This is a genomic window from Streptomyces mutabilis (assembly GCF_014649815.1).
Classification (GTDB): Bacteria; Actinomycetota; Actinomycetes; order Streptomycetales; family Streptomycetaceae; genus Streptomyces; species Streptomyces mutabilis.
Window position 1 is genome coordinate 139,200 of record NZ_BMTT01000010.1, and the last position, 25,813, is coordinate 165,012.

Sequence of the window (25,813 nt, forward strand, 5' to 3'; positions counted from 1 at the left end):
TGAGTGCGATGCGTGTGCTGCTCAAGGCGACGCTGGACACCGAGAAGTCGAACGAGGTGATCCGCAGCGGCAGGATGGCGGACCTGATCAAGGAGACCGTCGACCACATCAAGCCGGAGGCCGCTTACTTCGGGACCATCGGCGGACGGCGGACCGCCCTGATGGTCTTCGACATGCAGGACAGCTCGCAGATGCCGCCGATCGGCGAACCGTTCTTCATGGAGCTGAACGCCGAGGTCGACGTCTGTCCGATCATGAACGGCGACGACCTGGCGAAGGGGCTGTCCCAGCTGCGCTGACCGCCCGTCGGTGGATCAGCTGAACACGATCATCGATCCCTGCGCCAGGCTCCGCGTGGCGGCCGCGTGCAGGCCCAGCCACACGTGACGCTCACGGGCGAAGGGGCTCGCGTCGTACGGCGCGGGAACGGCCGGTTCCTCCAGCTCCGTCGGGCCGAGCGGCGGCGCCGGGGGTGCCGGGGGATTGGCGGGGTCGATGCCGAGGACCGGCGCGACGGCCTCCAGTTCCCGCAGCAGGGTGTGCGAGGAGCCCAAGGGGCCGTTCCCCGCCAGCAGTTCGTCGCTGGAGAGCGGGTGAGGGAAGTCCACGGGCACGTAGGCGCCCGCGTGGTCGTAGTGCCAGACCAGGTGCGACTGCTGGGCCGTCGCCTCGAACATTTCCAGCAACTGCTCGTAGTCACCGCCGAGTTCGTCCACCGGCGTCACGGGGAGCCCGCAGACCTGGAGCAGGTACGCCCGGCGCAGGAAGTGCAGGGCGTCGTAGTCGAATCCGGCCACCGGAGCGACCTCACCGGACAGTCCCGGCATGTACTGGTACACCGGCACCGGCGGCAGCCCGGCCTCGGCGAGCACCTTGTCGTATTGCGCGAGTTCCTCGGCGAACGGGTTGTCCGGGGTGTGGCACAAGACGTCGACGAGCGGTACCAGCCACAGGTCACAGGCCAAAAGAGGGCTCCTCACACAGCACGGTGGGCGGACGGGACGGTTCGGAAGCGTAGTCGGTGCGCGGTGCGTGCAGATCCCATACCCATCTGGGGCCCGGCCACGACACCTCAGGCGTTGGTCATCGCCGGGCGAGCCGCTCGATCAGTGCGAGCGAGTGGGCGTTGTACGCGTCGATCAGCGCACGGGCGGCCGGGGCGTCGTGGCGGGCGAGGGCGTCGACCAGTTCGGTGTGCCCGGCCCACAGGGCGCCGCGCAGGTCGCTGAGCCGGCGCAGGTGCTGCACCGTGCACACCCAGCTCTGCACGCGCAGCCGGTGCAGGAAGTCGGCGAGGTAGGGGTTGCCGAAGAGCACGGCCAGCTCGCGCCAGTAGCGCAGGTCGTAGCCGATGAGGACGGTCAGGTCCCCGGCCGCGGCGGCGCGCTGGGCCTCCTCGCCGCGTCGGCGTACCCCGGCGAGCGCGGCGGCGACCCGCGGGGCGTCCGGGGCCGGTCCGCCCCGCCGGGCGCCTTCGAGGGCGAGGAACATGCCGCCGATGACGAGACTGCGGGCCTCGACCATGCCGCGGAAGTCGTCGACCGAGTACTCGTGCACGCGGAACCCGCGGTGGTGGTCGGCCTCGAGCAGCCCTTGCGCGGACAGGTCCACCAGCGCCTCGCGCACGGGCGTCGCGGACACCCCGTACTGCTCGGCGATCTCCTTGACCGTGAACTCCTGCCCCGGCTGGAGCCGCCCGGCCAGGACCTCGTCGCGGAGCGCGTCGGCGATCTGCTGCCGCAGGGTGCTGCGCGTGACGGCACCGGTGTGGCTGGGGCCGGGCATGGTCGGGCGGTCTCCTCGTCGCGTACGGGGGGCGAACTCGTACACACGTCCGTGGCGTGCTCGCACACACGTCTACGGTGTACGAGCACGCCACCTTACGCGCTCGGGTCGCTTCGCTGCCCGTATGCGGGCAGGTCCCTTACTCGGTGTACTCGTCCGCCACGGACAGTGCCGTGTCCAGGGCTGCGAGGCCCTCCTTGAGTTCGGCCTCGGAGATGTTGCACGGCGGCACGACATGGGTTCGGTTCATGTTCACGAACGGCCACACGCCGTGCGCCTTGGCGGAGGCGGCGAAGGCGTTCATCGGCGTGGCGGCCTGCCCGGTCGCGTTGTAGGGGACCAGCGGCTCCCGGGTCTCGCGGTTCCTCACCAGTTCCAGCGCCCAGAACATGCCGGTCCCGCGCACGTCGCCGACGCTCGGGTGCCGCTCGGCCAGTTCTCGCAGCGCCGGCTCGACGACCTCGGCGCCGAGCCGCGCGGCGTGCCCGACGATGCCCTCCTCCTCCATCACGCCGATCGTGGCGACGGCGGCGGCGCAGGCCAGCGGGTGCCCGGAGTACGTCAGGCCGCCCGGGTAGGGGCGCTCGGCGAAGGTCGCGGCGATCTCGCCGGAGATCGCGACGCCGCCCAGCGGGACGTATCCCGAGTTCACGCCCTTGGCGAAGGTCATCAGATCGGGCACGACGTCGTACAGGTCGGCGGCGAACCACGTGCCGGTCCGTCCGAACCCGGCCATGACCTCGTCCAGGACGAACACGAGCCCGTACTTGTCGCAGATCTCGCGCACCCCGGCCAGATAACCGGCCGGCGGCATCATGATCCCCGCTGTGCCCGGGATCGTCTCCAGGATGACGGCGGCGACGGTCCCCGGGCCCTCGAAGGCGATCGTCGTCTCCAGGTGCTCCAGCGCCCGCGCGCACTCCTGCTCCTCGGTCTCGGCGTAGAAGCGCGAGCGGTACAGGAAGGGCGCCCAGAAGTGCACGACACCGGCCGTGCCGCCGTCCGAGGCCCAGCGGCGCGGGTCACCGGTGATGTTGATCGCCTGCTGGGTGCCGCCGTGGTACGAGCGGTACGCCGACAGCACCTTCGGCCGGCCGGTGTGCAACCGTGCCATCCGCACGGCGTGCTCGACGGCGTCCGCGCCGCCGTTGGTGAAGAAGATCTTGTCCAGGTCGCCGGGCGTCCGCTCGGCGATCAGCCGCGCCGCCTCCGAGCGCGCCTCGACGGCGAACGCGGGCGCGAACGTCGTCAGCCTCGCCGCCTGCTCCTGGATCGCGGCGACGACCTTGGGGTGCTGGTAGCCGATGTTGGTGTAGACGAGACCGCTGGCGAGGTCGAGGTAGCGCTTGCCTTCGTAGTCCCAGAAGTACGACCCCTCGGCGCCGGCGACGGCGAGCGGGTCGATGAGCTCCTGCGCGGACCAGGAGTGGAAGACGTGCGCGCGGTCCGCCGCCTTCACGGCGGCGCCGGCCTGAGGATCGGGCTGAGGGGTCATGCGGCCGAGGGTAGGTGTCCGCGATGCGGAAACGGAATCGGCGTCCTGTCTGTGGACGGAGGCTTTCCGCGACAGGTTGTCGACGAGAGCCGTGGCGGCGGGGCGGGCGGCCGGGAAGGGATATTGACAGTCTGCTGTCCGAATGACAGCCTCCTGTCAAAGGTGCTTCGCCCCGTGCACCGCTCCGAGGAGGAGACATGAACGGCACCCGCAAGCCCGTCCACGTCGCCGTGTACGACACCCTGGCCGACTGGGAGACCGGCCACGCGACGGCCCACCTCGCCCGCGCCGGGTTCCCGGTCCGCACCGTCGCCCCGACCACCGCTTCCGTCACCAGCGTCGGCGGCCTGCGCGTCCAGCCCGACCTCGCCCTCGCGGACCTGCGCCCCGCGGACAGCTCGCTCCTGATCCTCCCTGGCGCCGACCTCTGGGACGCGGGTGACGACCTCACCCCCTTCGCCCGCGCCGCCCGCGCCTTCCTGGACGCCGGCGTCCCCGTCGCCGCCATCTGCGGCGCCACCGCCGGACTGGCGCGCGAGGGCCTGCTCGACGACCGCGCGCACACCAGCGCAGTCCCCTTCTACCTGGCGGCCACCGGCTATGCGGGCGGCGAGCGGTACGTGGACGCCGACGCGGTCACCGACCGCGGCCTGATCACCGCCGGCCCCACCGAGCCGGTCGCCTTCGCCCGCGAGATCCTCGGCCTGCTCGGGGCGTACGAGGGCGAGGTGCTGGACGCCTGGTACCGGCTGTTCCACGACTCCGACCCGCGGGCTTACGCCGTACTGGAGAAGGCGGGCGCCGCGTGAGCGGCCGGGAGCGGCAGGACCTGCTCAGCCGCGCCGCGCTCGGCGTCTTCCGGCTCAACGGCCGGTTCCTCGCTGTCGCCGAGGAACTGGCCCGCCCCGCCGGGCTCACCGCCGCCTGGTGGCAGGTGCTCGGCGCGGTCCTGCCCGAGCCGCTGCCCGTCTCCGGCGTCGCGCGCGCGATGGGCATCACCCGGCAGAGCGTGCAGCGCATCGCCGACCTGCTGGTGGAACGCGGCCTCGCCGCGTACCGGCCGAACCCGGCTCACCGCCGCGCCAAGCTCCTCGCGCCGACGGACGCGGGCCGCGTCGCCGTCTCCCGCATCGACCCCGGACACGCGGCCCTCGCCGACCGGTTGGCGCGGGCGTACGGGTCGGACGCGGAGCTGGCCGAGGCGGTGGCCGCCCTGGAGCGCCTCTCGGAGGTGCTGGGCGCGCTCGACGTCCCGCCCGTTACGGAACCGTAGAAGTAGACCGGCTCCTCGTACGGCCGCCCCGCACTATCCTCGATCTGTTGCTCACGTGGGTCCACGTGCGGGGGAAGGCGGCGCGACATGCAGAAGCTCGGGAGCGGGGACCCGCGTCACATCGGGGACTACCGGCTGCTGGGAAGACTCGGCGCGGGCGGCATGGGCCACGTCTATCTGGCCCGCTCCGACCGGGGCCGCACGGTCGCCGTGAAACTGGTGCGCGAGGAACTGGCCGCGCAGGAGGAGTTCCGGGAGCGCTTCCGCAAGGAGGTCGAGTCCGCGCGGCGGGTCGGCGGCCACTGGACGGCGCCCGTGCTGGACGCCGACACCGAGGCCGCCGTGCCCTGGGTCGCCACCGGGTACGTCGCGGGGCCCAGCCTCCAGCAGGTCGTCGGGCACGACCACGGTGCCCTGCCCGAGCGCTCGGTACGGACCCTGGCGGCCGGGCTCGCCCACGCCCTCCAGGACATCCACGCCGCCGGGATCATCCACCGCGACCTCAAGCCGTCCAACGTGCTGGTCACCATCGACGGCCCCCGGGTCATCGACTTCGGCATCGCCCGGGCCCTGCAGACGGTGACCGGCGGCGGGCTCACCCGCACCGGCGCGCTCGTCGGCTCGCCCGGCTTCATGGCGCCCGAGCAGGTGCGCGGTGACCGCATCACGCCCGCCTGCGACGTCTTCTGCCTCGGTTCCGTCATCGCCTACGCCGCCACCGGCGAGCTGCCCTTCGGCGCCGCCAACAGCGGCGTGCACGCGCTGATGTTCCGCATCGCGCAGGAGGAGCCCGACCTCGACCGGGTGCCCGAGGGCATCGCCGACCTCGTACGGGACTGCCTGAAGAAGGACCCCGCCGCCCGCCCCACCCTCGCCGAGGTACTGGCCCGCACGGGTGCCGAGGACACGGTCACCGACGGCCGCTCCCGCGACCCGTGGCTGCCCAGCGCGCTGGTCGCCCAGCTCGGCCGGCACGCGGTGCGGCTGCTGGACGCGGAGAACCCGGAGTCACCGGCAGCGGCGGCTGCGCCGCCGGACGTCTCGGAGCCGAACCGGTACCGGCCCTCGCCCCCCGACGGGGATCCGTCCGGTCGACCGCCCCCGCGCGAACCGGGCAGTGGCGGCGGCGCCCCGCTGAACCACCTGCCCACACTCGTCGCGGGCCAGAGCCCTCCGGCACCCCCGCCCGCCTCCCACGGTCACGCCCCGCCCTACGGCGCACCGCAGCCGGTGGGGCACCCGTACGGCGGTCCCGGCTCGACCCCGCCCTACGGGCCGCCGCCGCACGGGACTCCGCCCTACGGGCCACCGCCGTACGGCCCGCCCCACGAGCCGGTCGGAAGAGGCCGCTCCACCGCGCTCCTGGTCGTGGTCGCCCTGGTGGTGGCGCTCGGCGCCGGAGGCTCGGTCTACGCGCTGATGAGCGGCCAGGACGACGGCGACAACCGGGCCGGCGGCGACCCCACGAGCACCGCGACGGCCGTGTCCCAGGGGCAGGGGCAGGACCCGACGCCGGACGGCTCGGCCCCGACGACGGAGGCCGACCGGCCCACCACCCCGACGCCCCGGGACGGCACCATCCCCACGGCGTACCTGGGCACGTGGAGCACGACCATCGACAACGCCTCCGGCGCTCACACCCGGCGGCTGACCATCCAGCAGGGCGAGGTGGGCGACACGGTCCTCTCCCTCGTCGCGGACGGCCCGGCGGGCAGCGGCAGCTACCACTGCGTCTTCGAGGCCGACCTGTCAGCCGCCCCGGACTCCGACGGCCCCCTGAGCATCGGCCCCTCGACGGTGACGGTGGGTCCCGCCGCCTCCTGCGCCCCGGGCGAGCCCACCACGGTCACCCTGCTGCCCAACGGCAGCCTGCGGCGGGTGAACAACGACAGCGGGGAGAGCCTGACCTACACCCGGGAGTGAGCCCCCGCGGCTCACCACCGTGCAGCGGCAGCGGCAGCCGCAGCCGCGGGCAGCCGTGCCGCTGGGAGCGATGGGGGGCCCCGCTCGAGCGAAGCCGAGAATGTGAGTGTGGGACGGCGGGCGGGCCGGCCCCCTGCCGGCGCCCGGGCCGCGTCACCCACCTCGTCCCCCACCCGCGCCGGGCGCCCGGTGTCCGCGGTGTCGGCGAGCATGCCGAGGCACCTCCCCTGCACCCGCGCCGGGTGTCGGGAACGCCACCGCGGCTCACACACGCACCGCGGCCCGCACGGTCACCGCGGCTCGGGCGGTCGTTGTCTCGGCATGTTCGGCCGAGCCCCGTTCGGTGCCACGGAGAATCGCCCGGCGCCTCCGCCCCCGGCCTCGGAACGCCCGGTGCCCCCACCGACCGCTCCCCACTGCAATCCCAGCGGAGCGACCCCGCTGCGGAAGTCCACCATCCAGTCCGCCGTCTCCGCCCGCACCAGCTCCGTGACGTCCTCGGAGAACCTCCGCAGCACCGTCAGACACCGCTCGGCCGCCTCGCTCGCCGTCCCGTCCGCCGGACCCAGCACCTCCCGCACGCTCTCCGACGCCCAGTCGAACTGGAGCACCTGGAGCCGCCGCTGCACCGCCTGCGCAGTGGCCACGTCCCGCATCCACCCGGACGTCACCCCGAAGTACCGGTCCCCGGCCACGCACGCGACCGCCAGCAGCAGCGCCAGATAGCCCCAGGGCGCGGCCCCGCCCACCATCCCGGACATGTCCAGCAGCGGCAGCGCCGCCCCGGCGAGCGCCCCCGCCGCGGCCCCGCCCCGCAGCGCCACGGCGCCCCGCCGCTTCCACACGCGGTCCGCGAGATACCAGGCCGCCGTGTCCAGCGCACCCCGCTCCACCCACCGGTACAGCTCGTCCAGCCGCTCCGCGGGCAGTGTCCAGTCCCCGAGCGGAAACGCCCGCCCGGTCAGGTCGCCCGGCCGGAGCCCGGCCGCCCCCTCACCGCCCCGCCCGTCGTGCGGCGGCCTCTCGGGCTGCATCTCCGGCTGACCCACCCGGCACTCCCTACTGCTCACCGTCCGTGAGGACCTGAAGACAGAAGAACCTGAAGACTGAAGACTGGAGACCCGCGGACCCCGTACGCCGGAACCTTCCTACCGCCCAATGGGTGGCCCGGCCCCGGGTTCCGCAGCTTTTCCGCTCGGAAGAGGGCGTTGATCAGGTATAGGGCTCCCGCGGTGTCACCCGAAAGAGTGCTGGAGCGAGGGCCGCCCGGACCACGTAGGCTCGTGCCGAACGGCAAATCCCGCGGCGACCCCGCGGCGACAGCGGCGACAGGAGCTGAACGTGATCCCCGGTGGTGGCCAGCCCAACATGCAGCAGCTGCTCCAGCAGGCCCAGAAGATGCAGCAGGACCTGGCGAAGGCCCAGGAGGAACTGGCACAGACGGAGGTCGACGGCCAGTCCGGCGGCGGCCTGGTGAAGGCCACCGTCACCGGCTCCGGCGAGCTGCGCGGCCTCGTGATCGACCCGAAGGCGGTGGACCCGGAGGACACCGAGACCCTCGCCGACCTGATCGTGGCGGCCGTCCATGCGGCCAACGAGAACGCGCAGAACCTCCAGCAGCAGAAGCTCGGCCCGCTCGCCCAGGGCCTGGGCGGCGGCGGCATCCCCGGCCTGCCTTTCTGAGTTCGCCATTCTCAGAGCGGCCGAAGCCCTCTACCGTACGTAGTGCAGGAACCCCAGGAAGGACGGCAGTCCGTTGTACGAAGGCGTGGTCCAGGACCTCATCGACGAACTCGGGCGGCTGCCCGGCGTCGGTCCCAAGAGCGCGCAGCGGATCGCCTTCCACGTCCTCCAGGCGGAGCCGACCGACGTACGGCGGCTCGCCCAGGCCCTCATGGAAGTGAAGGCCAAGGTCCGCTTCTGCGCGACCTGCGGAAACGTCGCGCAGGAGGAGCAGTGCAACATCTGCCGCGACACCCGGCGTGATCCCGCCGTCATCTGCGTCGTGGAGGAGCCGAAGGACGTCGTCGCCATCGAGCGCACCCGAGAGTTCCGCGGGCGCTACCACGTGCTCGGTGGCGCGATCAGTCCGATCGACGGGGTCGGTCCCGACGACCTGCGCATACGAGAACTCCTCGCGCGGTTGGCCGACGGTACGGTCACGGAACTGATCCTGGCCACGGACCCGAATCTGGAGGGCGAGGCCACGGCCACCTATCTCGCCCGCATGATCAAGCCCATGGGCCTCAAGGTCACCCGCCTGGCCAGCGGCCTCCCGGTGGGCGGCGACCTGGAATACGCGGACGAGGTGACCCTCGGCCGCGCCTTCGAGGGGAGACGACTCCTAGATGTCTGACGCCACGCTGCACGCGACCAACCAGAACCCGGACGACTTCGCGGTACAGATCGCCGACCAGATCGAGAGCTTCCTGGTCGCCGTCACCGAGGTCGCCAAGGGCGACGAGCCGGACTCCGCCGTCCCCTTCCTCCTCCTGGAGGTCTCCCAGCTGATGCTGGCCGGCGGCCGCCTGGGCGCCCACGAGGACATCGTCCCCGACGAGCGCTACGAGCCCGACCCGGGCCCCGAGCTGGACGTGGACGAGCTCCGCGAGAACCTCGCCCGCATCCTCGACCCGATCGACGTCTACTCCGAGGTCTTCGACCCGTACGAGCCGCGCAAGGCCCCGGTCCCGGCCCGTATCTCCGACGACCTCACCGACGTCATCACCGACCTCCGCCACGGCATGGTCCACTACAAGGCGGGCCGCACCACGGAGGCCCTGTGGTGGTGGCAGTTCTCCTACTTCTCCAACTGGGGCTCCACCGCCTCCGCGACCTTGCGCGCCCTCCAGTCGGTCGTCGCCCACGTACGCCTGAACCAGCCCCTGGAGGAGCTGGACGGCCTGGACACCGACCAGGACCTCGGCGACGAGACCCTGGAGACGGAGGCCGGCAAGGTCATGGTGCAGGAGATCGCGGGCCCGCTGGGGCTGCGGCCGGTGCGGTGACGCGGTCCGGTCGCGTGGGCTGGGGGTGGGTGTCGCGCTGAAAAGCGTGAGCAGAACGGCCCGGAATGTCATCGGGGTGCTCGAATGAGCGGCTTGAGGACAGTGGGGTGTGGAGTGTCCTCGCTTTCTGGGTGGGCCTGGGGAGGGAGGGCGCAGCGGCGGCTCAACCGTCCGTCGTCAGCGCCGCGCGGAGTAGCGCCGCGCACACGTACGGCGCGGTCGCCGTGGGCACGCTGTACCAGCGCAGCGGCCAGGTGTTGCCCTCCAGCGCCGGGACGCCGACGTAGGTGACCGTCCGGGTCCCGCCGCCGTGCCGTTGTACGCCGAGCGGCCATTCGTACGCCGCGACCTCGCCGGGCGCCAGCAGGAAGTACACCCACCGTCCGCCGCCCGCCTCGCACACGATCGGCCCCGCGTCGTCGCCCGACGCCTCGACGAGCCAGTCGGCGACCAGCTCCCCACGGATGCCGTCGATCCGTACGGCGTCGAAGTGCACGCCCGCGACGCGCAGTTGATGTCCGGCGAGCGGAACCCAGGAGGGGCGGTGCATTGTTTCCGTCATGGTCACACGCTGGCACCAAACTGGCTACGCTCGGTAGTGACTGAGGTGATACACGCCGGGGTGTATCGGTCGGAGGTGCGTGCTGTGTCTCAATCGCCTGCCATGTGGCGTTTCAGCGGCAACCAGATGAAGCGCTGGCGTATCAAGGCCAACGTAAGCAGGGAGCAGCTGGCGCAGGCCGCGAGCTACTCGCCGGACACCATCAAGTCGATGGAGCAGGGCGTACGCATGCCGACACCGCGCGTGCTGGACGTGGCGGATGAGCTGTGCGGGGCGGAGGGGTTGCTGAGCGCGGCGAAGGACTATCTGAGCAGAGAGAGGTTCCCGGCTCGGGCTCAGGAGTTCATGGAGCGGGAGAGGGAGGCGATCAGCTCCTGGTCGTACGAGTCCGGGCTGATTCCTGGCCTCTTGCAGACGCCGGGGTACATGCGGTCCCTCATCGAAAGTCGTATTCCGCCCGTCGACGAGGAGACGGTGGAAGAGCGGATCACGGGCAGAGCGGAGCGGCAGGCGATGCTCACGGAACGCAAGCCGCCGGTGGCTTTCGCCTTCACCGTCTACGAGGCGGCGCTGCGCGCCCCATACGTTGATGGCGCACAACTGCACCGTTTGCTGGAGGTGTCTCGGCTTCGGAATGTCGAGTTGCAGGTACTGCCCTTCGAGCGAGCCCCTTTCAGCGCGGGCATGGGCCCCATGATCTTGCTGGAGACCCGCGACCATGAGCGGTTCGCCTATACGGAGAGCCAGTTCGTCAGTGTGCTGTCGGCCGACCCGGAGACGGTCCGGGTCGTGACCGAGCGACTTAGCATGCTGCGTGCGCACGCCCTCAGCCCTGCTGAGTCGGCCCGGTTCATCGAAGAGATGGCGGATCACCATGACTGACCAGATGACGTGGTTCAAGTCCAGCTACAGCGACGATGAAGGAGCCGCCTGTGTCGAGGTCGCCCTCGCCCCCACCATCCACATCCGCGATTCCAAGACCGCACCGATCGGCCCCGAACTCCACGTCTCCGCCCCCGCCTGGTCGGCGTTCATCGCCGCAGTTGAGCGCGTGAAACCGCTCTAACGTTCGCGACCGTGACCGGATCGCGCACGGCCTCCCGCCGAGGTGGCCGGGAAGAACGATCGCCACTTCCTCTGCCACGAGAACAGGACCTTCGACGGAACGACCGTGAGCGTGCGGGAGGCGCCGGGGCGCCTCTCCCTCGTGAACGTGTGACACAGGGCACTTTTCCGAGTGACCCGCGCCCTCCTGGGCATGAGCCTGCCTGGACGGGCCCGGAGGTCTCACCATGCGATACCGCAGGGGGGAATTTCGGACGCTCGATAGAATGAGCCGACCGCAGTACATGTACGTACGTGCGGAAAGATACGGATTGAGCGAGGAGCGCACGTGGGCCTTGTCGTGCAGAAGTACGGAGGCTCCTCCGTAGCCGATGCCGAGGGCATCAAGCGCGTCGCCAAGCGGATCGTGGAAGCGAAGAAGAACGGCAACCAGGTGGTCGCCGTAGTTTCCGCGATGGGCGACACGACGGACGAGCTGATCGATCTCGCCGAGCAGGTTTCCCCGATCCCTGCCGGGCGCGAACTCGACATGCTGCTGACCGCCGGGGAGCGTATCTCCATGGCGCTGCTGGCCATGGCGATCAAAAACCTGGGTCATGAGGCCCAGTCGTTCACCGGCAGCCAGGCCGGAGTCATCACCGACTCGGTCCACAACAAGGCCCGGATCATCGACGTCACGCCGGGTCGCATCCGCACCTCGGTGGACGAGGGCAACGTCGCCATCGTGGCCGGCTTCCAGGGCGTCAGCCAGGACAGCAAGGACATCACCACGCTGGGCCGCGGCGGCTCCGACACCACGGCCGTCGCCCTCGCCGCCGCGCTCGACGCGGACGTCTGTGAGATCTACACCGACGTCGACGGCGTGTTCACCGCCGACCCGCGCGTGGTGAAGAAGGCGAAGAAGATCGACTGGATCTCCTTCGAGGACATGCTGGAGCTCGCGGCCTCCGGTTCCAAGGTGCTGCTCCACCGTTGCGTGGAGTACGCCCGCCGGTACAACATCCCGATCCACGTGCGGTCCAGCTTCAGCGGACTGCAGGGCACGTGGGTGAGCAGCGAGCCGATCAAGCAAGGGGAAAAGCACGTGGAGCAGGCCATGATCTCCGGTGTCGCGCACGACACCTCCGAGGCCAAGGTCACCGTCGTCGGTGTCCCGGACAAGCCGGGCGAGGCCGCCGCGATCTTCCGGGCGATCGCCGACGCCCAGGTCAACATCGACATGGTCGTGCAGAACGTGTCCGCCGCCTCCACCGGCCTGACGGACATCTCCTTCACCCTGCCGAAGACCGAGGGCCGCAAGGCCATCGACGCGCTGGAGAAGAACCGGGCGGGCATCGGCTTCGACTCGCTGCGCTACGACGACCAGATCGGCAAGATCTCCCTGGTCGGCGCGGGCATGAAGAGCAACCCGGGCGTGACGGCCGACTTCTTCACCGCGCTGTCCGAGGCCGGGGTGAACATCGAACTCATCTCGACCTCCGAGATCCGTATCTCGGTCGTCACCCGCAAGGACGACGTGAACGAGGCCGTCCGCGCCGTGCACACGGCCTTCGGGCTGGACTCCGACAGCGACGAGGCCGTGGTCTACGGAGGCACCGGGCGCTGATGGTCGACATCGCGGGTGCCGGGCGCACCGGGCGGCCGACCCTGGCCGTCGTCGGAGCGACCGGCGCCGTCGGTGCGGTCATGCTCCAGATCCTGTCCCAGCACGCGGACGTCTGGGGCGACATCCGTCTGATCGCCTCGCCGCGCTCGGCCGGCCGCAAGCTGGCCGTGCGCGGCGAGGAGGTCGAGGTCGTCGCGCTCGGCGAAGCGGCCTTCGACGGGGTCGACGTCGCCATGTTCGACGTGCCCGACGAGGTCTCCGCGCAGTGGGCGCCGATCGCCGCCGCCAAGGGCGTGGTGGTGGTCGACAACTCCGGCGCGTTCCGGATGGACCCGGACGTGCCGCTCGTCGTGCCCGAGGTCAATCCGCACGCGGTGCGGATGCGGCCGCGTGGGATCGTGGCCAACCCCAACTGCACGACGCTGTCCATGATCGTGGCGCTGGGCGCGCTGCACGCCGAGTTCGGGCTGCGGGAGCTGGTCGTCTCGTCGTACCAGGCGGTGAGCGGGGCCGGGCGGGACGGCGTGGAGACGCTGCGCCGCCAGCTGTCCCTGGTCGCCGGGACCGAGCTGGGTACGCACCCCGGTGACGTGCGGCGGGCCGTCGGCGACGACACCGGGCCGTTCCCGGAGCCGGTCGCGCTGAACGTCGTACCGTGGGCCGGGTCGCCGCGCGAGGACGGCTGGTCCTCGGAGGAGATGAAGGTACGGGACGAGTCCCGCAAGATCCTGGGGCTGCCGAACCTCCCGGTGGCGGTGACCTGCGTGCGGGTACCCGTCATCACCACGCACTCGCTGACCGTGCACGCCCGTTTCGAAAGCGAGGTGACGGTCGACAAGGCCCGGGAGATCCTGGCCACCGCACCCGGCGTCGTCCTCTTCGACAACCCGGCCGCGGGCGAGTTCCCCACCCCCGCCGACGTCGTCGGCACCGACCCGACCTGGGTCGGCCGGGTGCGACGGGCCCTGGACGACCCGACGGCGCTCGAACTCTTCGTCTGTGGGGACAATCTGCGCAAGGGAGCCGCGCTGAACACCGCTCAGATCGCGGAACTGGTCGCGGCCGAGTTCGACTGAGCGCGGATCACCGGCCGGACGGACAGAGGCAGGTGGGGCGATGGGCCACGGCAGCCGTGGGGTTCGTTTGTAGGATCCATGGACGAGATGTGATCCGGAAGTCGGTCCGGACTACTTGTACCCGGCACCTGTGGCATCGGAGGATTTCATCCCCGTCCTCCGCAACCGTGCGAAGGGCGGGGGGCGTCTTTGCGATCACCCATTCAGGCGTGGGGGCGCGTGAGGCGGCGCGGGGGCGCCGAGGGCGGGCGTGGGGACGCTCGTTCACATGGGACATAGGGGAAGAGCGGGACGATGAGGGCCTATGACGCACCGTCGGCCGGGCTGCCGCCCGGCGGGCGCGGGAACGTGACGCCCGGCACGTACAACCCTCACGGGGGTGGGCGTGTCCAACTGGCGTGGCAGAGGTACTCGATTTCCCCGCGGCAACGCGTGGCCCCGCCGTGCGGCCACCCGTCCGGCCCGTCCGTCCCCGTGTGGCCGGTCCGGCCGGTGGCATGCCGGTGATCGCGCCCATGCCCGCAGCGCGGCCGGCCCGCATATCGAACCAGCGCGACGGCGCGGAGGAAGCCGCGGCGGCCGGTACCACCGTCGATCACCTCACCGAGACCTACCGGACGCACTACCGGTCGCTGCTCGGCCTCGCCGCCCTTCTCCTCGATGACACCGCCTCCTGCGAGGACGTCGTCCAGGAGGCGTTCATCCGCGTCCACTCGGCGCGCAAACGCGTCCGCGACCCGGAGAAGACCCTGGCGTACCTGCGTCAGACCGTCGTCAACCTGTCGCGTTCGGCGCTGCGCCGCCGCATCCTCGGCCTCAAGCTGCTCTCCAAGCCGATGCCGGACATGGCGAGCGCGGAGGAGGGTGCCTACGACCAGCTGGAGCGCGACTCCCTGATCAAGGCGATGAAGGGGCTGCAGCGCCGCCAGCGCGAGGTCCTGGTCCTGCGCTACTTCGCCGACATGACCGAGGCCCAGGTCGCCGAGACGCTCGGCATATCCCTCGGCTCGGTCAAGGCCTACGGCTCGCGCGGCATCGCGGCGCTCAGGGTCGCCATGGAGGCACCGGCATGAGCGACGGCCACGATGCGCGGCGCGACGCCCGCGACGAGCACAAGCACACGCACGCTGGGAACGGAACTGTGAATCACGGCCCCGCCGACCAGGGCCCCGACGCCGGAAGCCCCGAACATCAGGAACAGGGGGCGGCCTCCCGGGCGGACGGCCCTCCTCGGGAACCCGACGGGCTCGACCCCGACGAGCTGGTCCTGCGCAGGATGCTGCGCCAGGCGGTCCAGGACGTGCAGCCGAGCGACGGCACCCTGGAGCACCTGCGCCGCGCCGTGCCCGCCCGCAGGGCCCGCAAGCGCCAGGCCGCCGTCGGCATGGCGGCCGCCGCCCTCTTCATCGGCATGGCGGTCCCGGCCCTCGTCCACGTCTCCAAGTCCACCGGCCCGGGGGCCGACCCCTCCGTCGCCGGTCACGCCTCACAGGCCCAGGGCGGTGCCTCCCAGGGCAAGGACCCGGCCGGCGGCCAGAGCGGCGTCGCCGGCACCGCGGGGACGGCCGAGGGCAAGGAGAAGGGCGACCCGAAGGAGCAGCCCGAGGACAAGGAGAGCGGCGCCGCGACGGGCGCGGCCCCCGGCACCGACCCCTCCGCGAGCGCCGCCGCCGACATCCCCGTGTGCACGGCGAAGCAGCTCGGCCCGGCCCTCGCGAGCAGCGCGGGCCCCGACTCCACGGGCGTGGTCTACGGCTCCTTCCGCGTCACCAATGTCTCCTCCCAGGGCTGCACCGTCGTCGGCGCCGGCACTCTGACGGCCACCCCGCAGGGCGCGGCGGACGCCGGCAAGATCGGCACCGCACGGCACGCGGCCGGGGACGCGGCGGCAGGACTGCCCGACCCGTCCCTGGAGACCACCTCACTGACCCTGGCGCCGGCCTCGGCGTACGAGGTGCAGTTCGCCTGGGTGCCCTCGGAGACCTGTCCCACCCCCGGCGACACCACGGGCGGCGGCACGGGCGGACCCTCGCCCGAACCCTCGCCCACCGCCGACACCACCGCCGCGGGCGGCACCTCCACGGGTGGTGGCGACGGTGCCGACTCGGGCACCACGACCCAGCTGGTCACCGGGGACGGCCCGGCCGACGGGAGCGTGGCGGTGACGTACACCCCGGACGGCGGCTCGGGCTCGGCGACGGCGACGGTGGCCGACGCGTGCGCGGGAACCGTGTACTGGACGGGCGTGCTGGCCGCGTCGTAGCACCCGTCGGCACCCGCCGGTGGCCTTCGGCGGCCTTCGGGCGTCAGGCGCCGGACGGACTGGCCTGGGGCTTCGGCTCGTCCTCGGCCGCGTCCGGCCTCGTGGAAGACCGGCTCTCGTCCGCGGCGTCCCCGCTTTCGGTCCCGTCATCCGGGTCCAGCCCCAGCTCCGCGTCCCTGGCGAGTTCGACCTCGCGGCGCAGCAGCCGGAACCACATGAAGATCACGAAGCCCACGAAGGCGAACCACTCGGCGGTGTACCCGAGGTTCTGGAACGCCTTCAGGTCCAGCCCGGTGCCCTGCGGCGCGCTCACGGGCACGGCCCGCATCCCGGAGTCGCCCACGTTGAGCGTGACCCACGCGTCGTACACGTCGTACGGCACCAGGTTCAGCAGCGTCGCGGCGCTGATGGCGCCGGTCTGCCCGTCCGGCCACCCGGAGCGGCCGCTGACGCCGTTGCTGCCGACCGATTCGGCCGCCTGGAGCGCTCCGGTGACGGTGACGTGGCCGGTGGGCGGGGCCGGAACCTCCGCCGTGTCGGGATCGCCGGGCAGCCAGCCGCGCACGACCGGCAGCGCCTCGCCGTCGTCGGTGCGCAGCAGCGTGAGGACGTAGAAGCCCTCCCGGTCGTCCAGCTTCCGCTCCGGGACCAGCAACTGGTCGGCGTAGCGGCCGCTCACGGTCGTCTGCTTGCCGACCGTCGCCTTGTCCACGGGCAGCATCTCGGCCAGCGGGCGGGCCGCCTCCCGGCGCGACGGATCCTGTCGGGTCGTGACGGTCTCGTGGTCCTGGACCCGGTCCTCGAACCGGCCCAACTGCCAGGAACCCATGAAGATGCAGAAGGGGATGGCCAGGACGACGAAGACGTTGATCCCCCACCAGCGGGGCGTCAGCAGAAACCGGTACACGCCCTCCACGGTACGGGGCGCGCCCGGTCGACCCTGCCGCGGGGCTGTGGAGAACCAGGGGGAGTGCGGCGGGGCGGCCGAGGTTGTCCACAGGCTGGGGATCTGGTCTGCGCGTTGTCGCCGGGTCGGGGCAGTATGGGGCCATGACTGAGAGCAACGGGTCCGTTCCGTCGGACGTGGGCGTGGACGAGCGGCAGACGCAGGGCGAGCAGATGCCCGACTGGGAGAAGCGGTTCCGGGCGCCGAGGGTGTCGCTGCCCGACTGGGCGGAGGACGCGCCGGACCGCTCCCTGTTCGTGTCGAACGCGACGGGGACGTACGAGCTGTACGCCTGGGACCGGTCCACCGGCGAGCAGCGTCAGGTCACCGACCGGCCCAACGGCACGACGGACGGTATGCTCTCGCCCGACGGCGACTGGATCTGGTGGTTCGACGACAAGGACGGCGACGAGTTCGGCGTCTGGCGCCGTCAGCCCTTCGCGGGCGGCGAGAACGAGCTCGCGGTGCCCGGCCTGGACCCCTCCTACCCGGCGGGCCTCGCCCTCGCCCGGGACGGGCGCACGGCGGTGATCGGCCGCTCCACCGACGAGGACGGCACGACGATCCACCTCGCGCGCGGGGACGGCGCCCTGGTGGAGATCTACCGCCACCGCGAGTCCGCGGGCGTCGGCGACCTCTCCCACGACGGCACACTGATCGCGATCGAGCACACCGAGCACGGTGACGCGATGCACTCGGCGCTGCGCGTGATGCGGCCCGACGGCAGCACCGTCGCCGAGCTGGACGACACGCGGGGCGGTGAGGAGGAGCTCGGCCTGGAGGTCCTCGGTTTCGCGCCGGTCGACGGCGACACCCGCCTGCTCATCGGCCACCAGCGCCGGGGCCGCTGGGAGCCGCTGGTGTGGGACGTGGCGACCGGCGAGCAGACCGACCTCGCCCTGGAGCTGCCCGGTGACGTCAGCGCCGAGTGGTACCCGGACGGCAGCGGCCTGCTGATCGTGCACGGCTTCGAGGCCCGCAGCGAGCTGTTCCGGTACGACTTCGCCGAGCGCGAGCTGGTGGAGATCGAGACCCCCGCCGGCACCGTCTCCGGGGCGACGGCCCGCCCCGACGGCAGCGTGGAGTACCTGTGGTCCTCGGCCGCCGAGCCGTCGGCCGTCCGCTCCACCAGCGGCCGGGTCGTCCTGGACCCGCCCGGCATGAAGTCGCCGCGCTCGGTCCCGGTGGAGGACGTGTGGGTGGAGGGCCCCGGCGGCCGCATCCACGCCCTGGTCCAGAAGCCGGCCGGCACCAGTGGCCCGCTCCCGACGGTGTTCGACATCCACGGCGGTCCCACCTGGCACGACAGCGACTCCTTCGCCGCGGGCCCGGCCGCCTGGGTCGACCACGGCTACGCGGTGGTCCGGGTCAACTACCGCGGCTCCACCGGCTACGGCCGCGCCTGGACCGACGCGCTCAAGCACCGGGTCGGTCTCATCGAGCTGGAGGACATCGCGGCGGTGCGCGAGTGGGCGGTCACCTCCGGCCTCGCCGACCCCGAGCGCCTGATCCTCACCGGCGGCTCCTGGGGCGGCTACCTCACGCTCCTCGGCATCGGCACCCAGCCCGAGTCCTGGACGCTGGGCATCGCCGCGGTCCCGGTCGCCGACTACGTCACCGCGTACCACGACGAGATGGAGGGCCTGAAGGCCCTCGACCGCACCCTCCTCGGCGGCACCCCCGAAGAGGTCCCCGACCGCTTCGAGGCATCCTCCCCGCTGACCTACGTCGACCAGGTCAAGGCCCCGGTGTACATCTCGGCCGGCGTCAACGACCCGCGCTGCCCGATCCGCCAGGTCGAGAACTACGTCGAGCGACTGGAGGCGAGGGGCGCGGTCCACGAGGTCTACCGCTACGACGCGGGGCACGGGTCGTTGGTGGTGGACGAGCGCATCAAGCAGGTCCGGCTGGAACTGGACTTCGCGGCGAGGCACTTGCCGCAGGGCTAGCTGCCCGGCGGGCGGTCGGCCCGGGGGCACCTCTTGGCCGACCGAGAGCACAGGCCGGGCTCCAGGGGGCGCAGGCCCCCAAGCGGAGTTGTAGGGGCGACGCCCCTACAACCCCGTCCCCTGCCGCGCCCGCCGCCCCAGCAACTCCGCCAACCCGCGCCGTGTCGCCGCCAGCACCACCCGGTCCTCGCCCCGCAGGACATACGTGTCGGGCAGCTCCCACACCAACCTGGACCCCTGCCCCGCCTCACCGTCGGAGACGTTGTCGGACACGTCGCCGGGGACCTCCAGCGCCAGCACCCGCCAGGCCCCCGCCCGGAACGCCTCCCCGACCGTCCGCCCCTCCAGCTGGGGATGCCCCGCCACCCGTACCGCAGCGAACAGCAGCACCCGCCGTTCGACGGGGATCGCCCCCAGGATCTGGCGGCCCATCATCGCCCCCGCGAACGCCGGCGCGGACAGGTGCGTCACGCTGCGGCTGCGGGTCAGCGCCCCCGGGTGCGCGGCGCGCAGGGTCCGGTACACGGCGGTCGCGAAGTCGTCGTCGTACAGCCGCAGCACCACCCGCAGCCGGGAGCACACGGAACGGGCGTAGAGCACGGCCTCCAGATTGGTGGTGTCCACGCTGGTCAGCGCGAGCAGGGAATGCGCGCGGTGAATCTTGGCGGCCTCCAGGACGCCCTCCTGGGTGACGTCGCCGAGCACCACCGGCACCCGCAGCCGCCGCGCCGTCGCCATGCCCCGCGCCTCGGGATCGGCCTCGACGCACACCACGGGGATGTCCATCTCCCGCAGCCGGGTCAGCACGCGGGTGCCGATCTTGCCGAGACCGAGCAGGACGACGTGCCCGCCGAGCCCGCGCGGCGGCTTCCGCAGCGCCGTCGCGCTGCGGAAGGTCCCCAGGGCCTCCAGCACGGCGGCGAGCAGCACCGGCAGCAGCAGCAACCCGACGAAACCGGCGAGCAGTTGCAGCACCTGCCGGCCGGAGTCCTCGTTGTGCGCGGGCTCGTTGATGGCGAACAGGTCGAGGAGCGTCACGTACGTCGCGTGCAGCGGGTGGTCCCCGGTGACCACCATGAGCGCCACGGCGAGCGCGACCACGCAGGTGCCCAGGCCCGCCAGCGACCACCGCAGCCGCCGCGAGAACAGCTCGCCGAACGGCGGCACACCCGCCCGTACCGCGGGCAGCGGTGGACCGGAGTACGACACCTGCTCCAGGGCGACCGTGCCGCGTCCGGTGGCCGCCTCCACCGCCGCCGCGTCGGGCAGCAGTTGCGGCCCCTGCTCGCCGCTCCCCTCCGAACCGTCGGCTCCGGCCGGGTCGTTGCTCGTCGCGGACAGCAGCGCCAGCGTGCACAGCCCAGGGTCGGCGACCTCGCCGGGCCGCGGCGGCTGCCGTTCCACCGCGCGCAGCAGCAACCCGTCCGTCTCGACGACCTTGCTGGTGCCGACCAGCGCGGTCGCCGCCAGCGCGGGCGCGGCCGTGTCCGCGTCGGACAGCACGGTCGTGGACGTCCCGGCGCCGTCCAGCCCCGCGTCCCGGCTGTCGCCGGTGGCGAGCGCGGCGCTCTGGTCGAGCAGTTCCTCGATGTGCCGGCCGAGTCGCCGGTTGTACAGGCGCAGGACCAGCCGCAGCCGTGGGTTGAGCCGGCGGGCGGCCAGCGCGGCGCGAATGTTGGTCTCGTCGTCGTCGTAGACGAGGGCCAGGGCCGCCGCCCGGTCCACGCCGGCCTGCTCGAGCACCTCGTCGGTCGGCTCGGCGGCCTGCAGTTCGCGTCCGGTGCCGCTCGGCTCACCGCCCTCCGGGTCGCCGTTGCCCGAGCGGTTCACGGCGGCGCTGACCATGTCCCGCAGCGCCGCCGAGGCCGCGCGGGCCCGCCCGACCACCGGCTGCCGCACCCGGCGCCCGGAGGGCGGGACGACGAGGGTGACCTGTTCGCGGTACACCCCGCGCAGTTCGGCGGCCAGCCGGTGCGCCAGTCCGTCGTCGCCGCACACCACCATGTGCGCGTACGCGGCGCCCTGCCCGGCCTGGTTCGGAACGCTCCTCGTCGAAGTCCCCATTTGTTGGAGGACATTACCGGCGTGAGCCGCGGTTCCAGGAGTCGCCGAGGAGATCGAGGGGAACCGGAGGGCGGCATCAAAGACGCGTTAAGACTGCCGGATCGCGGCAATGACGGGGTGTCCCGCCGCGTGTGAACATGCGTGTCACCGAAGCTCAGCGACGGGCGGGAGGGGGACGGCACGATGGCCTGGTTTCTCGGACTGGGTATCACGGGGGTCGTGCTGCTCGCCCTGTCGCTGATCTTCGACGGAGTGCTGGAAGGCGCGTTCGGGGGAGCGCCGGACGGCTTCCTGGAGGGGTGGCTGTCGCTGCCGGTCGTCGCCGGGTTCACGGCGATGACCGGCTTCGCCGGCGCCATCGCCCTCGGCGCCGGCTGGACCGGGCCCGCGGGCGCCGCCGGGGCCGGCGCGGTCGCCGGAGTGGGGGCCGGCTGGCTGACGTACCGCTTCAGCCGTGCGCTGATGCGCGACCAGACCGCCGTCACACCCAGTGCCGACGACCTGCTCGGCACGTCCGGCAAGGTCGTCACCGCCATCCCCGCGGACGGCTTCGGCGAGGTGTTGCTCCGGCTCGGCGGCCAGCCGCTGAAGTGCGCGGCGCGCAGCGCGGAGCCGGTGGCGCGGGGCACCGAGGTGTGGGTCGAGGCGGTGCCGACCGGGACGTCGGTCGTGGTCCGCCCGGTGGACCGCTGAGCGATCCTTCCGTCCTTTTCGTCTGTTCCTCTCTGCGATTGCGGGGGCGTTGCCATGAGTCCTGTCGTCATCGCGGTACTGGGAGTCGTCGTACTCCTGGTGCTGCTCGCGCTGGTGGTGGTCAGCCGCTACAAGGTGGCCGGTCCGAGCGAGGCGTTCATCGTCACGGGGCGGCGCGGCAAGAAGTCCACCGATCCGGAGACGGGCCGCGTCTTCACCGACAACAGCGGTCAGAAGGTCGTGGTCGGCGGCGGTGTGTTCGTCGTGCCGTTCGTGCAGCAGCGGTTCACGCTCGACCTCTCCTCGCGGCACATCCCGGTCGCCGTGCGCGGCGCGGTGACGCTGCGCGGTGTGAAGGCCAACCTCGAGGGCGTCGCCATCGTCAAGGTCGGCGGCACCGAGGATGCGATCCGCGCGGCGGCGCAGCGGTTCCTGATGCAGCAGGACGGCATCGTCGGCTTCACCCAGGAGGTGCTGTCCGGCGCGCTGCGCGCGATCGTCGGCCGGATGTCCGTGGAGGACGTCATCCGGGACCGGGCCGTGTTCGCGGGCCAGGTCGCGGAGGAGGCGGAGGCGAGCCTGTCCGGACAGGGACTGGTCCTCGACGCCTTCCAGATCCAGGACATCACCACCGAGGGCTCCTACCTGGAGGACCTCGGCCGTCCCGAGGCGGCGCGGGCCAAGCAGGAGGCGGACATCGCCGAGGCCGTGGCCCGTCGGGCGGCAGAGCAGGCGCGGCTGAAGGCCGAGGAGGAGATCGCGGTCGCGCAGCGGACCCTCTACCTGAAGCAGGCCGAGATCAAGGCCGAGACCGACCAGGCCGCGGCCCGTGCCAACGCCGCCGGTCCGCTGGCCGAGGCGGCCCGCCAGCAGGACATCCTCGCCGAGCAGGAGAAGGTGGCCGAGCGGCAGGCGGCGCTGAAGGACCGCCAGCTCGACACCGAGGTGCGCAAGCCGGCCGACGCCAAGCGGTACGAGGCCGAGCAGGAGGCGGAGGCCCGCCGCGTGGCGCGGGTCAAGCAGGCGGAGGCCGAACGGGCGGCGGAGATCGCGGGTGCCCAGGCCGAGGCCGAGCGGGCCCGGCTCACCGGTGAGGGCGAGAAGCAGCGGCGTGGCGCGCTCGCGGAGGCCGAGGCCATCGAGGGCCTGAAGCAGGGTGAGGCCGAGCGTTCGAGGCGTGCGGCGATCGCCGAGGCCGTACGGCTGGAGGGCGAGGCGGAGGCCGCCGCGATCGGCGCCAAGGGCACGGCCGAGGCCGAGGCGATGCACAAGAAGGCCGACGCCTTCGAGCGGTACGGCGACGCGGCCGTGCTCCAGATGCTGGTCGAGGTGCTGCCGCAGGTGGTGGCCAAGGCGTCCGAGCCGCTGTCGGCCGTGGACAAGATGACGGTCATCTCGACGGACGGCGCGAGCCGCCTGTCCCGCACGGTCGCCGACAACGTGGCACAGGGCATGGAACTGCTGGGCTCCACCACGGGCGTCGACCTGGCGGCCCTGCTGAAGAACATCACGGCGAAGGGCGACTCGCAGGAGCCGGAGGCCGGTCCGGAACAGCTCAACGGCAAGGTCGAGATCACCGGCTGACCCGGCACCGGCGTCCTTCGGCCCGGCCCGCTCAGATCTCCTGGGCGGGCCAGCCCAGCAGCCGCGCCCCGATCACCGCGGTCTGCAGGGTGTAGCGGTGCACCGGGTCGGCCGGGTTGGCCCCGGTCAGCTGGTGGATGCGGTCCAGCCGGTAGGTGAGGGCCCGCACGCTGAGCGTGAGGCGCCGGGCCGCCTCGGCCGCGGTGCAGCCGGCGTCGAAGTACGCCTCCAGGGTTCGCAGCAGCGGTTCGGCCCCGCCCCGGGCCTCGCGCAGCGGACCCAGCACACTCCCCACGAGGTCGGCCATGGCCTGCCGGTCACGGGTGAGCACCGGGTAGACGAGCAGGTCGGCGGCGCGCAGCACCGGCTCGGCGAGTTCCAGCCGCTCGGCGAGCTCCAGGGTGCTCAGCGCCTCCTCGTAGCTGTGCACGACGCCGCCCGCGCCGGTCTGGGGGCGCCCGATGGCGACCCGGCTGCCGTCCGTGGCGGCGTAAGCCTGCTTGGCGAAGAACGTGAGGACGTCGTCCTGGTCGCCGGGCGCGATGCAGATGAGCTGCCCGTTCTTGGTGGTGATCAGGATCCGGCGGTCACCGAAGCGGGAGATGAGCGCGGTCTCCACGAGCCGGGTGACCGGGGCGGTGTCGTCGTACGCCTCGGGCCCCTCGGCCACCGCGACGGCGTGGGCGCGGGAGAGGACCAGTCCGAAGCGTTCGGCCCGTTCGGCGAGCCGGCCCAGGTCGCTGCGCCCGTAGAGCAGGTCGTCGATGAACTCCCGCCGGGCGGCCTCCTCCTGCCGTACGGCGAGACGCTGGGAGCGCTCGTAGCCCTCCGCGAAGGCGTCGACGGCCTGGGCGACGGCGGCGAGGACGCTGTCGGCGACACCGGTGCCGGAGGCGGTGGTACCGCCGGGCCAGGAGGCGCGCGTGGCGTCCAGGTGCAGCCGTACGAGGCTGCGCAGGCTGTGTCCGGCCTCCGCGGCCCGTTCCCCGAGCTGTCGGCGTTCCTCCAGCTCGTCGCGGGTCAGCCGGCGCCCGGTGCCGGCGGCCTCGGTGAGTATCCCGGCGTACCCGTCCAGGTACGTCTCCTGGTCCTCCGCCTGCTGGTCCGTCACCCTGCGCCTCCCCTGCCGGTCACGCCCGGTGCGCGGTCTCGGCAACGTGAGGGTAGTCAGGGCTGCCGTGAACCGGCAACGTGCCGGGGAGGGGGCAGCGTCCCGCCGACGCGGCGCGGCCCGCGGTGGCCGCTGACGGTGCGCGGTGGCCGGTGACCCGGGGCGATCGCGGGCCCGCCCGCTCGCCGGTCTCCCGCTCGACCACGGCGCGGGCCATGTGTCACGGCCGGTGGTGGGGATGCTGCGGCGCCTGACCGTACGCCTGCCCGCCGGGGCCGCCGGGCCCGCTCTGGCCGCTCACGGCCTGCTTCTCGAGCTGCTCCGCATGCTCCTTGCTCACCTGCTGTTCGGCACCGCAGAAAGTGCACTGGGTCAGGTACTTAGTGGAGAACGGGAACAGCGGCACGAAGAACAGCGTGAACTTGTTGACGCGTTTCCTGAGCGTGTGTGCGGAGGGGTTGCCGCACCGGCCGCACACCAGCGTCAGTACCGCGAGCTGGTAGAGGTATCCCTTGGTGCCGAAGATGATCACGAGCGGGTCCTTCCGGGTCGGCGCCCGCGGGCGCGCGTGGCACGCAGATCTTCTCCCAGATTGCGCCCGGAAGGGCCCGCGGAGCCACCCGCGACCGACCCCGCCCCGTCGTCACTCCCCGTCGTCCGCGGCAGCGGCCTCGTAGCGCAGCAGTTCACCGGGCTGGCACTCGAGCACGGCGCAGAGCGCGGCTAGCGTCGTGAAGCGCACCGCCTTGGCGCGGCCGTTCTTGAGCACCGCCAGGTTGGCGGGGGTGATGCCGACGCGCTCCGCGAGCTCCCCCACGGACATCTTCCGCCTGGCGAGCATCACGTCGATGTCCACGACGATCGGCATCAGATCACCTCTGCCGGCTCGGCCCGCATCCGCGCCGCCTCGACGTCGCGCGCGACGGCCTGGGCGAGCAGCATCCGCAGGACGAGCACCACCAGTGCGACGCCCAGGATCGCCACGACGACCCCGCCCAGCATGAGCACGATGCCCGGCGCGACGGCCTCACCCGGCGCGAGGACGACCGCGAGGGCGAGCACCAGGAGCGCGGCCGCGACGAAGGCGCCGATCACGACATGCACGTACCGGAAGGCGCCGAGCGAGAACACCGTCCCCCGCCGCACCATCGTCACCAGCCGCCAGACGCAGACCAGCACCACCTCGGCCGCCGCGGCTCCCAGGACGATGATCAGGAAGACCGGTGTGCGTACGGCCGCCAGTGCGGCGTCGGGATCACCGGTGCCGGCCACCAGCAGCCAGATCAGCACGCCCTGGATGAAGGCCGCCCCGGCGAGCAGCGCCACCGTCACACCGCGCAGCGCAAGCGTCGTCAGCTGCCCCATCACCCCTCCTTCGATCGAACCGCGATGGAAATCCATCGAACAACG

General features: G+C 72.3%; 27 protein-coding genes. 16 read left to right on the plus strand and 11 right to left on the minus strand.

Features of this window, described 5'->3' with window-relative positions; genetic code table 11:
- The first annotated feature begins 8 nt into the window (after window positions 1-8).
- Window positions 9-299: a hypothetical protein gene (locus tag IE142_RS21255; protein WP_043371669.1), complete on the plus strand. Its 291-nt coding sequence runs from the start codon at window positions 9-11 to the stop codon at window positions 297-299.
- Between the two features lie 15 nt (window positions 300-314).
- Here IE142_RS21255 and IE142_RS21260 read toward each other — a convergent pair whose 3' ends face one another.
- From IE142_RS21260 to IE142_RS21270, 3 genes are all read right to left on the minus strand, one after another.
- Complete coding sequence (locus IE142_RS21260; protein ID WP_043371671.1) at window positions 315-965, minus strand: putative DNA-mimic protein; 651 nt, start codon at window positions 963-965, stop codon at window positions 315-317.
- Window positions 966-1,083: 118 nt separating this feature from the next.
- Window positions 1,084-1,785: a GntR family transcriptional regulator gene (locus IE142_RS21265; RefSeq protein WP_191887216.1), complete on the minus strand. Its 702-nt coding sequence runs from the start codon at window positions 1,783-1,785 to the stop codon at window positions 1,084-1,086.
- Between the two features lie 139 nt (window positions 1,786-1,924).
- Window positions 1,925-3,280 carry an aspartate aminotransferase family protein gene (locus IE142_RS21270; RefSeq protein ID WP_191887217.1) on the minus strand — a complete coding sequence of 452 codons (1,356 nt, stop codon included), beginning with the start codon at window positions 3,278-3,280 and terminating at the stop codon, window positions 1,925-1,927.
- Window positions 3,281-3,477: 197 nt separating this feature from the next.
- Here IE142_RS21270 and IE142_RS21275 point away from each other — a divergent pair, with 197 nt between their 5' ends.
- The 3 genes from IE142_RS21275 (at window position 3,478) to IE142_RS21285 (ending at window position 6,476) form a co-directional block, all read left to right on the plus strand.
- Window positions 3,478-4,089, plus strand: coding sequence for a DJ-1/PfpI family protein (locus IE142_RS21275; protein ID WP_191887218.1), 612 nt, complete (start codon window positions 3,478-3,480; stop codon window positions 4,087-4,089).
- Window positions 4,086-4,553 carry a MarR family winged helix-turn-helix transcriptional regulator gene (locus tag IE142_RS21280; protein ID WP_191887219.1) on the plus strand — a complete coding sequence of 156 codons (468 nt, stop codon included), beginning with the start codon at window positions 4,086-4,088 and terminating at the stop codon, window positions 4,551-4,553. The genes IE142_RS21275 and IE142_RS21280 overlap by 4 nt, the downstream gene beginning before the upstream one ends.
- Before the next feature lie 87 nt (window positions 4,554-4,640).
- A complete protein-coding gene (locus tag IE142_RS21285; RefSeq protein ID WP_191887220.1) occupies window positions 4,641-6,476 on the plus strand; it encodes a serine/threonine-protein kinase in 1,836 nt (611 codons plus the stop codon).
- 290 nt (window positions 6,477-6,766) lie between these two features.
- Here IE142_RS21285 and IE142_RS21290 read toward each other — a convergent pair whose 3' ends face one another.
- Window positions 6,767-7,525, minus strand: a complete 759-nt coding sequence (locus IE142_RS21290; RefSeq protein WP_191887221.1) for an SLATT domain-containing protein — start codon at window positions 7,523-7,525, stop codon at window positions 6,767-6,769.
- A gap of 292 nt (window positions 7,526-7,817) precedes the next feature.
- Between IE142_RS21290 and IE142_RS21295 the strand changes: the two genes are divergently transcribed.
- From IE142_RS21295 to IE142_RS21305, 3 genes are all read left to right on the plus strand, one after another.
- Window positions 7,818-8,159, plus strand: a complete 342-nt coding sequence (locus tag IE142_RS21295; RefSeq protein ID WP_071528699.1) for a YbaB/EbfC family nucleoid-associated protein — start codon at window positions 7,818-7,820, stop codon at window positions 8,157-8,159.
- A 73-nt stretch (window positions 8,160-8,232) separates the two neighbouring features.
- Window positions 8,233-8,832 (plus strand): recombination mediator RecR, encoded by a 600-nt coding sequence (recR, locus tag IE142_RS21300; protein ID WP_073726473.1) that lies wholly within the window; start codon window positions 8,233-8,235, stop codon window positions 8,830-8,832.
- Entirely contained in the window at window positions 8,825-9,484 is a 660-nt protein-coding gene (locus tag IE142_RS21305; protein WP_100045320.1) for a DUF5063 domain-containing protein, read from the plus strand. The genes recR and IE142_RS21305 overlap by 8 nt, the downstream gene beginning before the upstream one ends.
- 163 nt (window positions 9,485-9,647) lie before the next feature.
- Here IE142_RS21305 and IE142_RS21310 read toward each other — a convergent pair whose 3' ends face one another.
- On the minus strand, window positions 9,648-10,046 hold the full coding sequence (locus IE142_RS21310) for a hypothetical protein (protein WP_370466396.1): 399 nt from the start codon (window positions 10,044-10,046) through the stop codon (window positions 9,648-9,650).
- Window positions 10,047-10,148: 102 nt separating this feature from the next.
- Between IE142_RS21310 and IE142_RS21315 the strand changes: the two genes are divergently transcribed.
- The 6 genes from IE142_RS21315 to IE142_RS21340 all read left to right on the plus strand — a co-directional run bounded on the left by IE142_RS21315 (window position 10,149) and on the right by IE142_RS21340 (window position 16,056).
- Window positions 10,149-10,928 (plus strand): helix-turn-helix domain-containing protein, encoded by a 780-nt coding sequence (locus tag IE142_RS21315; protein WP_191887223.1) that lies wholly within the window; start codon window positions 10,149-10,151, stop codon window positions 10,926-10,928.
- The gene (locus IE142_RS21320) at window positions 10,921-11,112 is read left to right on the plus strand and encodes a DUF397 domain-containing protein (RefSeq protein ID WP_191887224.1); all 192 of its coding nucleotides are present in this window, start codon (window positions 10,921-10,923) and stop codon (window positions 11,110-11,112) included. Before IE142_RS21315 ends, IE142_RS21320 begins: the two co-directional genes overlap by 8 nt.
- 327 nt (window positions 11,113-11,439) lie before the next feature.
- Entirely contained in the window at window positions 11,440-12,717 is a 1,278-nt protein-coding gene (locus tag IE142_RS21325; protein ID WP_043371704.1) for an aspartate kinase, read from the plus strand.
- Window positions 12,717-13,793 (plus strand): aspartate-semialdehyde dehydrogenase, encoded by a 1,077-nt coding sequence (locus IE142_RS21330; protein WP_191887225.1) that lies wholly within the window; start codon window positions 12,717-12,719, stop codon window positions 13,791-13,793. Before IE142_RS21325 ends, IE142_RS21330 begins: the two co-directional genes overlap by 1 nt.
- 497 nt (window positions 13,794-14,290) lie before the next feature.
- Window positions 14,291-14,866, plus strand: coding sequence for a SigE family RNA polymerase sigma factor (locus IE142_RS21335; protein WP_043371709.1), 576 nt, complete (start codon window positions 14,291-14,293; stop codon window positions 14,864-14,866).
- A complete protein-coding gene (locus IE142_RS21340; protein WP_229830751.1) occupies window positions 14,863-16,056 on the plus strand; it encodes a hypothetical protein in 1,194 nt (397 codons plus the stop codon). The genes IE142_RS21335 and IE142_RS21340 overlap by 4 nt, the downstream gene beginning before the upstream one ends.
- Window positions 16,057-16,099: 43 nt before the next feature.
- Here the strand turns inward: IE142_RS21340 and IE142_RS21345 are convergent, their stop codons facing one another.
- Window positions 16,100-16,963 carry an SURF1 family protein gene (locus tag IE142_RS21345; protein ID WP_191887226.1) on the minus strand — a complete coding sequence of 288 codons (864 nt, stop codon included), beginning with the start codon at window positions 16,961-16,963 and terminating at the stop codon, window positions 16,100-16,102.
- Between the two features lie 143 nt (window positions 16,964-17,106).
- On the opposite strand from IE142_RS21345, the gene IE142_RS21350 reads away from it, so the two are divergent.
- On the plus strand, window positions 17,107-18,951 hold the full coding sequence (locus IE142_RS21350) for a S9 family peptidase (RefSeq protein WP_191887227.1): 1,845 nt from the start codon (window positions 17,107-17,109) through the stop codon (window positions 18,949-18,951).
- Window positions 18,952-19,056: 105 nt separating this feature from the next.
- Here IE142_RS21350 and IE142_RS21355 read toward each other — a convergent pair whose 3' ends face one another.
- On the minus strand, window positions 19,057-20,955 hold the full coding sequence (locus IE142_RS21355) for an NAD-binding protein (RefSeq protein WP_191887322.1): 1,899 nt from the start codon (window positions 20,953-20,955) through the stop codon (window positions 19,057-19,059).
- 243 nt (window positions 20,956-21,198) lie between these two features.
- Here IE142_RS21355 and IE142_RS21360 point away from each other — a divergent pair, with 243 nt between their 5' ends.
- Both IE142_RS21360 and IE142_RS21365 read left to right on the plus strand, forming a co-directional pair.
- Window positions 21,199-21,708, plus strand: a complete 510-nt coding sequence (locus IE142_RS21360) for an NfeD C-terminal domain-containing protein (RefSeq protein ID WP_191887228.1) — start codon at window positions 21,199-21,201, stop codon at window positions 21,706-21,708.
- 54 nt (window positions 21,709-21,762) lie between these two features.
- The gene (locus IE142_RS21365; protein WP_191887229.1) at window positions 21,763-23,292 is read left to right on the plus strand and encodes a flotillin family protein; all 1,530 of its coding nucleotides are present in this window, start codon (window positions 21,763-21,765) and stop codon (window positions 23,290-23,292) included.
- Between the two features lie 31 nt (window positions 23,293-23,323).
- On the opposite strand, the gene IE142_RS21370 is transcribed toward IE142_RS21365, so the two are convergent.
- The 4 genes from IE142_RS21370 to IE142_RS21385 form a co-directional block, all read right to left on the minus strand.
- Entirely contained in the window at window positions 23,324-24,403 is a 1,080-nt protein-coding gene (locus tag IE142_RS21370) for a PucR family transcriptional regulator (protein ID WP_191887230.1), read from the minus strand.
- 220 nt (window positions 24,404-24,623) lie between these two features.
- Window positions 24,624-24,935 (minus strand): zinc-ribbon domain-containing protein, encoded by a 312-nt coding sequence (locus IE142_RS21375; RefSeq protein ID WP_191887231.1) that lies wholly within the window; start codon window positions 24,933-24,935, stop codon window positions 24,624-24,626.
- A gap of 111 nt (window positions 24,936-25,046) precedes the next feature.
- Window positions 25,047-25,271 carry a helix-turn-helix domain-containing protein gene (locus IE142_RS21380; RefSeq protein ID WP_043371720.1) on the minus strand — a complete coding sequence of 75 codons (225 nt, stop codon included), beginning with the start codon at window positions 25,269-25,271 and terminating at the stop codon, window positions 25,047-25,049.
- Complete coding sequence (locus tag IE142_RS21385) at window positions 25,271-25,768, minus strand: DUF2975 domain-containing protein (RefSeq protein ID WP_191887232.1); 498 nt, start codon at window positions 25,766-25,768, stop codon at window positions 25,271-25,273. Before IE142_RS21385 ends, IE142_RS21380 begins: the two co-directional genes overlap by 1 nt.
- Between the last annotated feature and the right edge of the window lie 45 nt (window positions 25,769-25,813).

What these genes read in the sequence shown, in the direction of transcription:
- IE142_RS21255 (WP_043371669.1), top strand. Translation starts at nt 9, where the DNA reads ATGCGTGTGCTGCTCAAGGCGACGCTGGACACCGAGAAGTCGAACGAG.
- IE142_RS21265 (WP_191887216.1), bottom strand. Translation starts at nt 1,785, where the DNA reads ATGCCCGGCCCCAGCCACACCGGTGCCGTCACGCGCAGCACCCTGCGG.
- IE142_RS21270 (WP_191887217.1), bottom strand. Translation starts at nt 3,280, where the DNA reads ATGACCCCTCAGCCCGATCCTCAGGCCGGCGCCGCCGTGAAGGCGGCG.
- IE142_RS21275 (WP_191887218.1), top strand. Translation starts at nt 3,478, where the DNA reads ATGAACGGCACCCGCAAGCCCGTCCACGTCGCCGTGTACGACACCCTG.
- IE142_RS21285 (WP_191887220.1), top strand. Translation starts at nt 4,641, where the DNA reads ATGCAGAAGCTCGGGAGCGGGGACCCGCGTCACATCGGGGACTACCGG.
- IE142_RS21305 (WP_100045320.1), top strand. Translation starts at nt 8,825, where the DNA reads ATGTCTGACGCCACGCTGCACGCGACCAACCAGAACCCGGACGACTTC.
- IE142_RS21310 (WP_370466396.1), bottom strand. Translation starts at nt 10,046, where the DNA reads ATGACGGAAACAATGCACCGCCCCTCCTGGGTTCCGCTCGCCGGACAT.
- IE142_RS21315 (WP_191887223.1), top strand. Translation starts at nt 10,149, where the DNA reads ATGTGGCGTTTCAGCGGCAACCAGATGAAGCGCTGGCGTATCAAGGCC.
- IE142_RS21320 (WP_191887224.1), top strand. Translation starts at nt 10,921, where the DNA reads ATGACTGACCAGATGACGTGGTTCAAGTCCAGCTACAGCGACGATGAA.
- IE142_RS21330 (WP_191887225.1), top strand. Translation starts at nt 12,717, where the DNA reads ATGGTCGACATCGCGGGTGCCGGGCGCACCGGGCGGCCGACCCTGGCC.
- IE142_RS21335 (WP_043371709.1), top strand. Translation starts at nt 14,291, where the DNA reads ATGCCGGTGATCGCGCCCATGCCCGCAGCGCGGCCGGCCCGCATATCG.
- IE142_RS21340 (WP_229830751.1), top strand. Translation starts at nt 14,863, where the DNA reads ATGAGCGACGGCCACGATGCGCGGCGCGACGCCCGCGACGAGCACAAG.
- IE142_RS21350 (WP_191887227.1), top strand. Translation starts at nt 17,107, where the DNA reads ATGACTGAGAGCAACGGGTCCGTTCCGTCGGACGTGGGCGTGGACGAG.
- IE142_RS21355 (WP_191887322.1), bottom strand. Translation starts at nt 20,955, where the DNA reads ATGGTGGTGTGCGGCGACGACGGACTGGCGCACCGGCTGGCCGCCGAA.
- IE142_RS21360 (WP_191887228.1), top strand. Translation starts at nt 21,199, where the DNA reads ATGGCCTGGTTTCTCGGACTGGGTATCACGGGGGTCGTGCTGCTCGCC.
- IE142_RS21365 (WP_191887229.1), top strand. Translation starts at nt 21,763, where the DNA reads ATGAGTCCTGTCGTCATCGCGGTACTGGGAGTCGTCGTACTCCTGGTG.
- IE142_RS21380 (WP_043371720.1), bottom strand. Translation starts at nt 25,271, where the DNA reads ATGCCGATCGTCGTGGACATCGACGTGATGCTCGCCAGGCGGAAGATG.
- IE142_RS21385 (WP_191887232.1), bottom strand. Translation starts at nt 25,768, where the DNA reads ATGGGGCAGCTGACGACGCTTGCGCTGCGCGGTGTGACGGTGGCGCTG.